Annotated in this window: 16 protein-coding genes; 9 read left to right on the top strand and 7 right to left on the bottom strand. The window is 58.5% G+C overall.

What is annotated here, in order from left to right:
* The first annotated feature begins 151 nt into the window (after positions 1-151).
* On the top strand, positions 152-526 hold the full coding sequence (locus CXF87_RS20180; RefSeq protein WP_101147959.1) for a GFA family protein: 375 nt from the start codon (positions 152-154) through the stop codon (positions 524-526).
* 40 nt (positions 527-566) lie between these two features.
* On the opposite strand, the gene CXF87_RS20175 is transcribed toward CXF87_RS20180, so the two are convergent.
* Entirely contained in the window at positions 567-749 is a 183-nt protein-coding gene (locus CXF87_RS20175) for a hypothetical protein (RefSeq protein ID WP_101147958.1), read from the bottom strand.
* Positions 750-819: 70 nt separating this feature from the next.
* Positions 820-1833, bottom strand: coding sequence for an AraC family transcriptional regulator (locus tag CXF87_RS20170; protein WP_101147957.1), 1014 nt, complete (start codon positions 1831-1833; stop codon positions 820-822).
* A gap of 80 nt (positions 1834-1913) precedes the next feature.
* Here CXF87_RS20170 and CXF87_RS20165 point away from each other — a divergent pair, with 80 nt between their 5' ends.
* On the top strand, positions 1914-3146 hold the full coding sequence (locus CXF87_RS20165) for an MFS transporter (protein ID WP_101147956.1): 1233 nt from the start codon (positions 1914-1916) through the stop codon (positions 3144-3146).
* Positions 3147-3335: 189 nt separating this feature from the next.
* Here CXF87_RS20165 and CXF87_RS20160 read toward each other — a convergent pair whose 3' ends face one another.
* Complete coding sequence (locus CXF87_RS20160; protein ID WP_101147955.1) at positions 3336-4265, bottom strand: LysR substrate-binding domain-containing protein; 930 nt, start codon at positions 4263-4265, stop codon at positions 3336-3338.
* A gap of 93 nt (positions 4266-4358) precedes the next feature.
* Here CXF87_RS20160 and CXF87_RS20155 point away from each other — a divergent pair, with 93 nt between their 5' ends.
* Complete coding sequence (locus tag CXF87_RS20155; RefSeq protein ID WP_101147954.1) at positions 4359-5279, top strand: DMT family transporter; 921 nt, start codon at positions 4359-4361, stop codon at positions 5277-5279.
* Between the two features lie 193 nt (positions 5280-5472).
* Here CXF87_RS20155 and CXF87_RS20150 read toward each other — a convergent pair whose 3' ends face one another.
* Positions 5473-6219 (bottom strand): SDR family NAD(P)-dependent oxidoreductase, encoded by a 747-nt coding sequence (locus tag CXF87_RS20150; protein WP_198556153.1) that lies wholly within the window; start codon positions 6217-6219, stop codon positions 5473-5475.
* 84 nt (positions 6220-6303) lie between these two features.
* Here CXF87_RS20150 and CXF87_RS20145 point away from each other — a divergent pair, with 84 nt between their 5' ends.
* The 4 genes from CXF87_RS20145 to CXF87_RS20130 all read left to right on the top strand — a co-directional run bounded on the left by CXF87_RS20145 (position 6304) and on the right by CXF87_RS20130 (position 8613).
* Positions 6304-6939 (top strand): TetR/AcrR family transcriptional regulator, encoded by a 636-nt coding sequence (locus tag CXF87_RS20145; protein ID WP_008957850.1) that lies wholly within the window; start codon positions 6304-6306, stop codon positions 6937-6939.
* Positions 6936-7337: a VOC family protein gene (locus tag CXF87_RS20140; protein WP_008957851.1), complete on the top strand. Its 402-nt coding sequence runs from the start codon at positions 6936-6938 to the stop codon at positions 7335-7337. Before CXF87_RS20145 ends, CXF87_RS20140 begins: the two co-directional genes overlap by 4 nt.
* A 65-nt stretch (positions 7338-7402) precedes the next feature.
* Positions 7403-7885 carry a nuclear transport factor 2 family protein gene (locus CXF87_RS20135; RefSeq protein WP_101147953.1) on the top strand — a complete coding sequence of 161 codons (483 nt, stop codon included), beginning with the start codon at positions 7403-7405 and terminating at the stop codon, positions 7883-7885.
* The gene (locus CXF87_RS20130; protein WP_101147952.1) at positions 7885-8613 is read left to right on the top strand and encodes an SDR family NAD(P)-dependent oxidoreductase; all 729 of its coding nucleotides are present in this window, start codon (positions 7885-7887) and stop codon (positions 8611-8613) included. The genes CXF87_RS20135 and CXF87_RS20130 overlap by 1 nt, the downstream gene beginning before the upstream one ends.
* Before the next feature lie 129 nt (positions 8614-8742).
* Here the strand turns inward: CXF87_RS20130 and CXF87_RS20125 are convergent, their stop codons facing one another.
* On the bottom strand, positions 8743-9486 hold the full coding sequence (locus CXF87_RS20125; protein ID WP_008957854.1) for an SDR family NAD(P)-dependent oxidoreductase: 744 nt from the start codon (positions 9484-9486) through the stop codon (positions 8743-8745).
* 141 nt (positions 9487-9627) lie between these two features.
* On the opposite strand from CXF87_RS20125, the gene CXF87_RS20120 reads away from it, so the two are divergent.
* Positions 9628-10233, top strand: a complete 606-nt coding sequence (locus CXF87_RS20120; protein WP_101147951.1) for a TetR/AcrR family transcriptional regulator — start codon at positions 9628-9630, stop codon at positions 10231-10233.
* Positions 10234-10235: 2 nt separating this feature from the next.
* Here CXF87_RS20120 and CXF87_RS20115 read toward each other — a convergent pair whose 3' ends face one another.
* Complete coding sequence (locus tag CXF87_RS20115; protein WP_232774974.1) at positions 10236-11246, bottom strand: saccharopine dehydrogenase NADP-binding domain-containing protein; 1011 nt, start codon at positions 11244-11246, stop codon at positions 10236-10238.
* A gap of 2 nt (positions 11247-11248) precedes the next feature.
* Positions 11249-11644 carry a VOC family protein gene (locus tag CXF87_RS20110; RefSeq protein ID WP_008957857.1) on the bottom strand — a complete coding sequence of 132 codons (396 nt, stop codon included), beginning with the start codon at positions 11642-11644 and terminating at the stop codon, positions 11249-11251.
* Between the two features lie 227 nt (positions 11645-11871).
* On the opposite strand from CXF87_RS20110, the gene CXF87_RS20105 reads away from it, so the two are divergent.
* Positions 11872-12759 (top strand): AraC family transcriptional regulator, encoded by an 888-nt coding sequence (locus CXF87_RS20105; RefSeq protein ID WP_101147950.1) that lies wholly within the window; start codon positions 11872-11874, stop codon positions 12757-12759.
* Positions 12760-12830 lie beyond the last annotated feature (71 nt).

The raw sequence follows: 12830 nt of genomic DNA, 5'->3' as shown, positions 1-12830 counted from the left end.
ACTTATGTGTTAAAGCCTGTCATTCTCGATTTATGTCAGTTTACGGCCATTAAATTGACGGCCATTAAATACCAACGAGATGGCGGCAAGACAAAACCGAAAGTGCCACCTACTTTGAATTCAGAAGGTATGAATTTTCTGGAGATTGGCAATGGTGCAACTAACAGGCGGCTGTCTCTGCGGTAAGATCAGAATCGTGGCCAATGGCGAGCCGCTTCGGGTAGGTATTTGCCACTGTATGGATTGTCGCAAGCATCATGGGGCGCTTTTCTATGCGGCTGCTGATTATCCCAAGCAAGCTGTCATTATCGAAGGTGAGCCGCAGAGTTATCAGGGGCGTTACTTCTGTTCGACATGCGGTTCGTCGGTTTTTTCGGTAAGCGAGGAAGAAATCGAAATACACCTTGGTGCTCTTGATGCTCCGAATCAACTAAAACCGACGTATGAGCTTTGGAACATTCGCCGCGAACATTGGCTGCCGCCTTTCCCTGCCATGGAGCGATATGACCGGGATCGGCAAGATTGAGCAGGTTCAAGGGCTGCCGCTTAGGTCAGAAGGCAATCGATCAGCACTTACCTTCAATACGCAACTTAACCACATCCTCTAACGCCAAGCCGGTCACTTCAGCAATTTGCTCGTCACTAAGCACCCCCAGCTTGAGCAGATTACGAGCTGTTTTCTCAATACCCAGCTTTTCGCCTTCCTGACGTTCTTGCTGAGCCCAGTTTCTCAAATTTTCTGCCAACATTTCTTTATCCTCCACCAAACTGTTGAGCTGATGGACCGTCGAGCGACACCACGATCACCCGCCAAAACTACTACTGGCCTAGGCGTGCCACGCTTGAACCGGGTGCTTGGCCGTGTTTCAACCTTCCCGGTGTCTGCCCAGTCGACCGCTTGAAAGCGCGACTAAAGGCGGCCTGAGAGCCGTAGCCCAGGCGCCAGGCGATCTGATCAATGGATAGCTGCCGCTCGGCAATCCATCGCGTGGCCAAGCGCATACGCAGTTGGGTGACATAGCCGAGCGGCGAGATACCCAGTGAGCTGCGGAAGCGTTCGGCGAACACCGAGCGCGAGCTGCCCGCCTCTGCTGCCATGGTGGCCACGGTCCAGTCACGCCCGGGCTCGCGGTGGACGGCGGCGATGACTTTGCCCAGACGCGGATCGCGCAGCGCCTCGACCCAGCCACCGATATCACCGCAGCCACACTCAACCCAGCCTCGCACGATGCTGGCGGCTACCACATCTGCCAACCGGGAGAGAATGCCAGCAGAACCGGCCCGTTTAAGACTCGCTTCACGCGCCATCGCTTCCAGCATCGGCAATACCTCCGGATAGCGCGACAGCAGCGTCCCCACATGCATGACGTCAGGCATCATCGAGACCAGCGGTTGCATACCACCGAGATCGAACTGCATGCAGCCGCTGAATAGACGCACCGATGGAGCGACATCAGCAGTGTCCGGGCACTCGTTGACGCAACTGAAGTTATCACACACCGGCAGTGAGTCGATCTGTTCGATGTCGCGACTCATCACCTCGGGCGAAGAAAGCAGGCAGTGCTGGCCGCCGCGAGGCAGGAGTATGGCATCGCCGGTCTCCAGAACCTGTTCCTCACCGCCGAGCCGCAGGATGACGGCCCCCCGGGCAATAAAGTGAAACTGCGCACAGTTGGCGTCGGTATCGAAAAGAATGCCAAAAGGTGGCGCTACCTGGACATGCCGATAGCTCAACCCGGACAAGCGCATGCCAAGCATCAATTCGTTGATCCATTCGCTGGAGCTGTTCTCAGGGCCGACAGTGGCGAAATTTTCGGACGTTTTATCAAACATACCGCACTCATAGTGATAGAGGGTCTTGAGGTAATACTTTAACCTACGCGTCATCCCAAGTCTTAATCGGAAGTATCGAAATGACGGCATACGAATCTCAACACTCGCCACACGAGTCGCAGACCCCATCGCGCTGGACCGCCGTGTTTTCACTGACGATGGGCGTGTTCAGCCTAGTGATGGCTGAATTTCTGCCGGCCAGCCTGCTGACGCCGATGGCAGATTCGCTGATGATCAGCGCAGGGCAGGCCGGACAGGCTGTCACGGTCACCGCGGTGGTGGCGCTGCTTGCCGGCTTACTGGTGACCTCCGTCACACAGCGACTCGACCGTCGCCACGTGCTGCTGGCGTTCTCCGTGCTGATGATCGCCGCTAACCTGATCGTCGCATTCGCGCCGCATCTAGCCTGGTTGCTGGTCGGGCGGGTACTACTCGGGGTAGCGCTGGGCGGGTTCTGGGCGCTATCTGTCGCCACAGTCATGCGGCTGGTGTCGGAACATGACGTGCCGCGCGCGCTGTCGTTGCTGTTCGCTGGCGTGCCCATTGCCACCATCAGCGCCGCAGCGTTGGGCAGCTATCTCGGCGACATGATCGGCTGGCGCAATGTTTTTCTGCTGACGACGGCACTCTCGGTGCTGACGCTGGTGCTGCAGTACTTCACTCTGCCGCGGATGGCACCCGGACGCCCGACGCCGCTCGGCACGCTGGTGAGCGTCATCAAGCGGCCGGGCATGGCGGCCGGCATCGTCGCCCTTCTGCTTGTGTTCTGCGGCCATTTCGCCTTCTTTACCTATGTACGGCCGTTTCTCGAAGGCATATCCCGGATGGGTATCAACGAGCTCTCCTCGACCCTGCTGGCGTTCGGAGTCGCTAACTTCGTAGGCACGCTGGCCGCGGGTTACCTGCTGGAGCGTAGCCTGCGCCTGACGCTGCTGCTGATGCCGCTGATCATGGGGGTGCTGGGCTGGTTGCTGGCCACACTGGGCGGTTTCTCGATGGGCACCGATATCGTCATGGTGGCGCTGTGGGGCTTAGCCTTCGGCGCCGTGCCAGTCGCCTGGTCGACCTGGATCACCCGTGTCGTGCCGGACGAAGCCGAAAGCGGCGGTGGTCTCATCGTCGCTTCGATACAACTGGCAATCGCCCTGGGGGCCGCCATCGGTGGCGTGATGTTCGATATCAGCGGCGTGCTGGGCGTGTTTGCAACCGCCGGCACGCTGTTGCTGGCCGCTGCCGCCCTGGTGCTCGTCGGCGTGAGAACGCGGCCTACTGTCTCTACCGATGGCGATGCCGTCGCGGAGGCCTGTCAGTAAAGAAGGGAAACTCTCGCCAGCCGTGAAAAACAGCCACGGTCGATGGCCACCTCGAGCGCCATCAAGCAGGAGAGGGCAGTCACTTGGACTGTCCTTTCGTTTTATGTGTGAAGCGGGCATACGGAAATGAAAGCAAGGATCAGCGCTTACCTTCAATACAATACGCAGTTCAGCCACTTCATCTAGCGCCTAGCCTGCCGTTTCAGCAGTCTGCTCATCACCCAACACCTCACGCAGCCAACCCAATAACGCTTCGCTGCCTGCGCGTTGAGGTGCGCCTTGGCGTGTGTATAGAGCGATGGCATCGTGCTGGGGCAAGCTCTCGGCCACCGGGCGGATCAGTTCGCCACTTTCAATTAAGCGTTGCGTCGTGCGCTGCCATCCCAAGGCGATACCGTGCCCCGCGACAGCCGCTTGCAGTAGCAGCGGATAACTATCGAAAACAGCACTCTCCGCTGCTGAGAGTTCAAAGTGCCCCATGGCACGCAACCAGTCATCCCACTCCAACCAATCCGCCGGGTCAGCATGGTGGTGCAGTAGCCGCTGGTTCAGCAACGCGTTGAGACTCAACGGCGTAGTGACCCCTTTCAGGTACGCTGGGCTGCAGACCGGAAATATCTCGTCCTCGGCGGTAAACACCAATCGATGGCTCCCGCTAGGCCTTCCGTTGGTTTGCAGCGCAATGTCGAAGCTACCACTAAATTCGGTAATCGGGCGTGTCGACGTCGCCAGTTGTATCTCAATGTCAGGATAGCGACGATTGAAGTCAGCCAGCTTTGGCATCAGCCAATAGAACGCTTCACATAACTGGCAGAACAACACGACGCGCTTATCATTTGGGTCGCCGCGCAGCGCCTGAGCCCCCGTAGCAATACTTTCCAGCGCCTGGGAGACCGTACGGCCAAACTCACGCCCTTCACGGGTAAGAAACACACGGCGATGACGGCGCTCGAAAAGCATTACGCCAAGGTCTTCCTCCAGCGCACGGATCTGTCGGCTGATCGCCGCCTGGGTCAGGTGGAGCTCATCCGCCGCACGCGAAAAGCTTTCGAGCCTGGCGGCTGCCTCAAAGGGGCGCAGCGAAGCCAGCGGTGGAAGAGACTTGATGAAGTTATCCATAATCTGAGCTCATGCATGGTGACGCAGAAGTCGTTTGAAGCACTGCTAAAGGCAGCGGCATTCTAGAGCGGAATTCATACTTGGAATGCTGCAATGAAGGCCACCGCTGAACCACAAGATAATATCCTACAGGGCATAAGCCTTATCGTGGGGGCTGTCTTTTTCCTGGCGTTGACCGACGCTCTGGTTAAGTATCTGAGTGCCAGTATGTCGCTATGGCAACTCTATGTCATCGCCTCAACACTATCGCTGCCGATACTGTTTGGATTGATCATTGGCCATCCAGGCCCTCGCCCCAGGGTAAAATCACGCCGCTGGGTGGCGATAAGAAGCCTGCTTCTGTTGCTGATGTGGATCGCCTACTACGCAGCACTGCCGCTGATTCCGCTCTCAGTGGCAGCGGTCGCCATTTACACCACACCGCTGTTTATTGCCGTGCTAGCTGCTTTTGGTGCAGGCGAGCATCTTTCACGCCAGGCCTGGCTGGGCATCCTCTGCGGTTTCCTGGGCGTGGTGGTAGTGTTGCGCCCTGGCGGCGACACCTTCACACCTGCCACACTTCTACCCGTGCTTGCCGCCCTCTTTTATGCGCTAGCCATGCTGGTCACTCGCCACCACTGCCAACGGGAGCACCCCTTACTTCTCACCCTGGGATTGAATCTAGCCTTCCTGGCAGCAGGCACTCTCTTCAGTGTGCTGGTAGCAATCAACAGCACAGAAACACTCGCTGAACGCGCGCCATTCCTGTTCGCCGGTTGGCAACCGCTAGACGCCAAAGCGTTATTGATCGTGGGCGCCTACGCCCTACTGCTGATCATTGTGAATACCGGGGTGGCAAGGGCTTATCAAATTGCCCCATCGGCGTTGATCGGCACCTTTGATTACGCCTACCTCATCTTTGCCAGCCTTTGGGGCTACCTGCTATTCAGCGAAGTGCCCGATGCCATGACGTGGCTGGGTATGGGCATGATCTTAATGGCGGGGGTGATGGTGTTACGGCAACGGCGGGTCTGACGCCTATTTCTTGATGAACTACCGAAAAGCCTTCGGTAGTTGCTTAACCAGCATCAACAAATTCCCTTACCACCTCAGTTATTCAAATCATATCTTGAGCCGATTATGGTTTATATTCGGCTCATAGATCAGTCAATGGCAGATAAGGATAGCAAGGAACTGTATGGCTCTATCCGACGGTGCTGGTGCCTCACTATGTCTGTGAAGCGCCACCATCAGCAAACAACTCCACCCCGTTGACATAGCTGGCGGCATCGCTGGCCAGAAAGGCCGCGACCGAGGCAATCTCCTCGGGTTCACCGATACGCCCCAGCGGGCTTTTGGCTGTCAGAAACGCCATGCCTTCCTCAGCGTGCTCGCCGAATGCCTCGCGCAATGAAGCCGTGTTGGTGGGCCCAGGGCTCAGGATATTGATGCGAATACCCGTTCCCTTCAGTTCCGCCACCCAACTGCGCACCATGTTGCGCACGGCTGCCTTGGTGCCACCGTAAATGCTCATGGTTGGCCCTGGGTCTATTGAGGACGAGGAACCAACGATCACGATGCTGGCACCGGAGCCCATTAATCCCATCGCTCCCTGGACGGTCAGCACCACGCCTTTAACGTTGGTTGAGAACTGCTGGTTGATCTGTTGCTCCGTGATTTGCCCAAGCGGTGCATGACTACCGCCACCGGCATTGGCCACCAGGGTATCGATACGTCCGAAGCGGTTTTTCACAGACTCATAGAAAGACGCCAAGCTCGCAGCACTGGCGACATCAGCCACTATCCCCGTAGCGCTGCTGCCCAGCCTGTGTACGGCCTCATCCAATACCGCCTGCCGCCTTCCCGTTATCACGACATCGGCTCCGTCATCGATCAAGCGCTTGGCGATGGCAAACCCGATACCACTACTGCCACCGGTCACAACAGCAACGTTACGGTTCATATCTTGTTTCACAGTATCACCTTTCAGTTTGTAGTAGTCACTAAAGCAATGCTATAGTGACCACTACAAACCAAAGAGTCAATCGGTATCGTCAACATGAAAAGCAAACCATCCAATACAGGTACTGGCGAACGTGTGGCAGAACGCTCACCTCGACGCCCCTTCGACAGAGAGGCGGGCGTTGCCGTTGCAAAAGATCTATTTCACGAACGCGGCTACGACGCGGTAGGAGTTGCCGAGCTCACCCGTGCACTGGGCATCAACCCGCCTAGCCTCTACGCCGCCTATGGCAACAAGGCGGGGCTGTACGAACGCTGCCTGGCGATCTACGTGGCAGAAGCCAACCTGCCGGCCGACAAGATCCTGACGCCCGACCGGCCCTTATCAGCAGCAATCGATGATTTACTGCGGCAAGCCGTCCGGCTCTACACCAAGTCGAAAGCCAAGCGTGGCTGCATGGTGGCTGAAGGCATGCGCGCCGATGATCCTCAGGCCCGCCAACTGGCGAACGCCTATGGCGATGCAGCGGCGGACTTTATCGAGGGCTACATCAAGAGAAGTCAGCCGCACCAGGCACAACAACTAGCCGATTACGTCGTGACGACACTGCAAGGTCTCTCAGCAGGCGCGCGCGCTGGCCGCTCCAGGGCTCGCCTGCTTGCCGTAGCCGAACTGTCTGGCCAGGCCTTCGAGACCTTTCTTCACACACCTGATGAGAGCAAAAACGCATGAGTATTCTTGACCATGTCGAGTTCGCCGTACGTGATGCGGAAGTATCGCGATGCTTCTACGAACAGGCGCTTGCCCCGCTGGGGTTCACCCGCATCATCACCGTAGGGCCAGACCGCACACGCAGCGGCGGCACACGGCACGGTTTTGGGATGGAGGGCTACCCAAGGCTATGGATACACGACAACGAACTACCGGGCGAAGGCCTCCATATCGCCTTCGCCGCAGCAAAATGGTCCATTGTCGATGCGTTTTATCGCGCCGCGCTGGCAGCGGGTGGGGAGGATAACGGCGCACCGGGCATTCGCACCCACTATCACGACCACTACTACGCCGCCTATGTCCTGGATCCCGATGGCGTCAATGTTGAGGTCGTCTGTCAGCAGCCATCCGAGCGTTGACTCTTCAGCCTCTTGAGGACAACCACGCTATATACGTAATCTCTTTAACTCTGTGAAGGAAGACTATGACCACTCCCGAAACCACGCTTACTGCTCTCGACCGCCTAGTGATAGAGAGCGAGGTTCGCCGCCTGCTCGCCGCCTATGTCCACAACCTGGATATCGGGAAGGTCGACGCGAACGCCGAGCTGCTCGCGCACGCCCAGTTCAAGGTCATCGATACCTATGTCACAGGTCGCGACGACATCGCGAATTTTCTCCGCACGAATCTCCAGTATCATGTGGACGACACCCCGCGGACCTGGCACTCCGTCTCGAACGTTCTTATCGATATCAAGAGCGCCACGAGCGTCAGCACGGTCAGCTATTTCACTGTCCACCAGGAACTTCCCGGCTTTCCGCTGCAGCCGATCGTGACTGGCCGGTATGTTGACACGTTCGAGCATCACGACGGCGCATGGCGTTACGCTTCGCGCGAAGTCGACCCGCGCCTGTTCGGTGACATCAGCCGCCACGTCGCCGTCCCGGTCGAACAGGCGGCCAAGTGATGTCTGGAAAGCGGCAAGCCCTGGTCACCGGTGCCAACAAAGGCATCGGCTTAGCCATCGCCAGGGGGCTCGCGCAGGCAGGCATGTCGGTCTGGATGGGGGCGCGCGACCGCACCCGTGGAGAAGCGGCGGTCAAAACCCTTCTCGATGAGGGACTAGACGTCCGGTTCCTCGATATTGACGTTGCCGACGAAAGCAGCGTTCACCGCGCGGCGGATACAGTCGCGCTTGAAGCCAGCGCCCTGCACGTTCTCGTGAACAATGCGGGCATCATCATCGACCCGAAACTGCCGCCGAGCGAGGCCCGGATGGAGGACATCAAGGCCACTTTCGAGGTGAACCTCTACGGTCCGATCCGGGTCACGCAAAAGTTCCTTCCGCTACTCAAGGCGGCGGGTGGAGCGCGGATCGTCATGATGGGCAGCGGAGTGGGTTCGCTCGCCCTGATCACCGATCCGACGTCCATTTACTCTAGCGTCAATTTCATGGACTACACGACGTCGAAGGTCGCGTTGAGCGCCGTCACGGTTGCATTCGCGAAGGAACTTGAGCCGCTCGGCATCAAGGTCAACGTGGTCGAGCCCGGCAATGTCCAGACCGACCTCAATGGCAACGTCGGTGCGCTCACGCCGGATGAAGGCGCAGTGACTGCGATTAGGATGTCATTAATAGGCGATGACGGCCCCACCGGTGGCTTCTTCGGAAGCAACGGCCGCCAGCCCTGGTAATTGCACGATTCGGATAGAGCGTTGGCAGACATAAGCGTGTCAGCTTTCTATCGCCACTTCAGGAACGGGCCACCGATCTGCTGATCCATCTGCAGATCGAGGCGATAGCAAAAGGCTTGGCCCATGCGGTCACACTTGAGAGGCGCCGCCGTCTACGAATAACTCTATGCCGTTGGTGTAGGCCGCCTCGTCGCTTGCGAGGTAGGCGACTGCATGCGCAATGTCTTTCGGCGTGCCGATCCGGCCGACCATGCTCTGCCCCTTCATATATTCGAAAGCCGCTTCAGCCTGCTCTGGCGGGAAGAAGTTCTCAAGGCTTTCCGTGTGAACCGGGCCAGGACTGACCACGTTGATACGAACGCCGGAGCCTTTAATGTCTTGGATCCAGGCTCGAACAAGAGTGCGCACTGCGGCTTTCGATGCACCGTAGACGCTTAGACCAGGCGCGGGATTGATCGACGAGGTGGAGCCCACGATCACGATCGAGCCGCCGGAAGTCATCAGCGGGAGTGCCGACTGCACCGTGAAAATGACACCCTTGACGTTGGTATCGAACGTCCTGTCGACATACTCTTCGGTGAGTGATCCAAGAGGAATGATCTGCCCGCTACCTGCATTGGCCACGAGAATATCGAGGCGACCATGATCGCGCCGCACAGTTTCGTAGAGCGCGTCGATTTCCGCGACATTCGTGACGTCCAGAACGACAGAAGAGACGTTTGGTCCAATACTTTGAGCTGCTTGCGCCAGCTTCGCAGGGTCGCGACCGGTGATGATGACGTGGGCACCCAACTGGGCGAGATGCGTGGCGATGCCAAGGCCGATACCTGAAGAGCCGCCTGTCACCAAAGCTACTTTGTTTTCGAAGTGCATGGATATTCCCTCTGATTGAGTATAGTGGTCACTATATTTGGCATTAAAACGGCGCGCAAGTACTATGTAGTGATCGATAGCAGAACGTAGCGATCGGTAACAGAACTCTTGCTTTGCTCTTCATTTTAGGTAGCCGTTGCCATGGCCAATCAGTCCATAAAAATCAAGACCGCCCGCACGCGCAGGCCTGCGTTCGACCGTGAACAAGGTATCGAGACCGCGCGGGCGCTCTTTCATGCACGAGGATATGATGCGGTCGGGATCGCAGAGCTTACGCAGGCACTGGATATCGTGCCGCCAAGTCTCTATGCCGCCTACGGAAGCAAGTTGGCACTGTTCGAGCGTACTTTGCAGAGTTATATGGCGAAGCAAATGCTGCCGCTGGACAAGATCCTTTCCTCGGATGCTTCCCCCGCTGAGGCGCTTACCGGCCTGTTCGTTGCCGCAGCGAAACATTACACGCGCGACCCGGTGTTGCGCGGGTGCATGGTGACAGAGGCAATGCGGGCGGACGACCCGCAAGCCGCGGCGTTGGCTGCCACGCTGGCCAAACCCATTAGCGGAGACATTCATGGCTACATCGCCAACTTCTGCCGCTCGGGAGATGTCGACCAAATCACCGACTATGTCCTACTCACGCTGCGCGGCCTCTCTTCCTATGCCTGTCTTGGGCTGCCTCAGCAAAAGCTCGTTGGGTGCGCAGAGGTCGCCGGGCGCGCTTTGGACGTTGAGTTCGCTTCCAGCTAACGTCAATCCCCATCCTCGCTGGGCGTAACGTCGATAATCCGTGTATCGGCGATGCTCTCGGCAAAGCCGTTGCCGAACAGGCCCGCAGGGGTCTGGAAGCCAGGCTGCACCTCACCTGCAAGTACTCGCCGGGCTGCCTCTGCCGCCGCCATGGCCGTGAAGGTGTAACCGTTCACCGTATCAAGCACCGAGCGCGCCACCGAACCGTCCATATCGGTCACTTCGACAACCGCATGGTAGCGGTTCGCCGCCCGCTCATCGGAACTGGGCCCCGCTGGGAGTTCGTTGGCGTCTCCATCGGGGAACGCACCCGCCGCCACGTGCACGAAGGTTTCGATATCACGCACGCCTGTCGCCTGGTGAAGTGTCACGAGATCGGGCAGCGTGACAGGGAACGACGATAGCGGGCCCTCGCCAAAATCGAAATCACGCACCTCCTCTGGGCTGCGTGCAACGAGTTCGCCGCCAACCAGATGAAGCGTCTCCGTCGTGATGTTCTGGCTCGCGCTGGTCACCGACCCTCTCGACATTCCCCCCGCCACCTGCAAGGCGATACTGATCGTGCGGGGATGGGTGACCCGCGCCACGGCATGCCCCGCCAAGCTTCCCAGCATCGCGACGCTACCACCGCTTCCCGGCAGCAGCATCACACCCGCAGCACGCGCCTGCCCGTCGAGCGCCAACACCTGCCGGTAGGTATCGAGTTCGGCCGAGAAATCGAGGTAGTGCACGCCAGCACGAATGGCGGCCGACATCAGCGGCTTGGCCGTGTTCATAAAAGGCCCGGCGGCGTTGAGCAGAACAAAGATGCCTTCAAGGCCCCTTGCGATTGCCTCCGGATCATCGAGCGAAAAGAGCCGAATATCAGCGCCTAAACGCCCTGCCAATATGTCCAGAGACTCACGATCCTTCGCACGCCCTGCGACAACTAGGTGAATACCTGCGGATGCAGCGTGCTCCGCCGCCATGCCACCGGTGTAACCGGCGGCGCCATAGATCATCAATGTTTTCATGGTCAGTGCTGCCAGCTTTTGTAGACAAACTCTAGGGTGTAGCCGTCAAGATCCCTGACCTGCGCGGCGTAATAGCGGGGATCATAGTGGAGCTGAGGCCCAGGCGGGTGGATCGCTGTGGCGCCCGCTGCCAAGGCTTCGGCATAGGCGGCATTGACCTCCTCTTCGGACGCTGCAACGAAGCCCACATGCACCGCGCCGGGCGCCGCCTCTCCCTGCTTTAGCCAGAAAAACACACGCCCCTTGGCACCGAACCCCTTCAGATCAGGGTGGCCAGGCGGGCCATCATGGCCGTCAAAGTCATGCCGGTTGGTAATTCCCAAAAGGGGTAGCACCCGCTCGTAAAAAACGATGGAGCGCTCGGTATCGCTCACCGTGAGGAAAATATGATCAAGCATGGGTCACCCCTTTAGATGGCATAGCCACCGGTAAGCGCAGTGCCGTGCTTGCGCCGATCCCCTGGCTACCTCCGGTAATGACGATAGTGCTCATGTGACGCTCCTGTGAGATTTAGTCTCCCCATGATAGGTACCCGCTCACCTAACGGCCCGCCTGTTCCTACCGAAATCCTGCCTATTTCTGCTTTTCGCTTGCCTCTGCTCCTGGTCTGGCATTCAATAGCGCCATGGAAGAACAACTCAACGAACTCCGCCGTCTGGCTGCCCATGCACAAAACCGCCGCACCGAGACCGGTATTCCCCGGGTGGCGATGGTGCAAGGCGCCATTCCAGAACACGAGCTTGCCGCCGTGTACGACCCCATGGTCAACCTGATCCTGCAGGGCAGCAAATCCATGACCGTGGGCGGGCGTACCCTGCACTACAACCCCGCGACCTATTTTGTGATGTCGGTTGACCTGCCTGCGGCGGGGGTTGTACGCAGTAGCGACTCGGGAGAACCCTACCTCGCGGTGAGCCTAACCCTAGACGCTAGCCATCTGGCAGGCCTGCTATCGGAACTGCCCAATGCTGCAAGCAGCGCCGGGCATACAACGGGGTTTTCTGTGGCAGCGGTGACGCCGGAACTGCTCGATGCCTGGGTGCGCATGTTGCGATTGATGGAGCAGCCAGCCGACATTGCGGCGCTGGCACCCGCCTACGAGCGCGAGATTCTTTACCGCGTGCTTCAGGGGCCAATGGGCTGGATGCTGCGCGACATCGCCACACCAGACACCGCCCTGGCACGGGTGCACCAGGTCATTCAGCGACTTCGTAACGATTATGCACGGCCCTTACGGATGGAGGCACTGGCCAAGGAAGCAGCCATGAGCGTCTCTGCGTTCCACCGTCATTTCAAAGCCGTGACGGCGCTCAGCCCCTTGCAGTATCAGAAGCAGGTGCGGCTACTTAAGGCGCGGACACTACTGATTTCCACTGGCTACAGTGTCACGGAGGCAGCTCACGAAGTGGGATACGAAAGCTCCACGCAGTTTGGCCGGGAATATGCCCGCACTTTCGGCCGGCCTCCGGCGAAAGATGCTGCGCGGATTGTTGAGCAGATGAAGTCGAGGTAACTTAGCGCGCCACATCCTCTCAATTTTACGTCGGGCTTCTTGACAGCAAACCTACTAGAAGGTAGGTTTGG

Origin of the sequence: Halomonas sp. MES3-P3E (assembly GCF_002836035.1) — a bacterium.
Lineage (GTDB): Bacteria > Pseudomonadota > Gammaproteobacteria > Pseudomonadales > Halomonadaceae > Vreelandella > Vreelandella arctica.
Note: the sequence above shows the minus strand (reverse complement) of the source record. Positions and strands in the feature narration are given on the sequence as shown.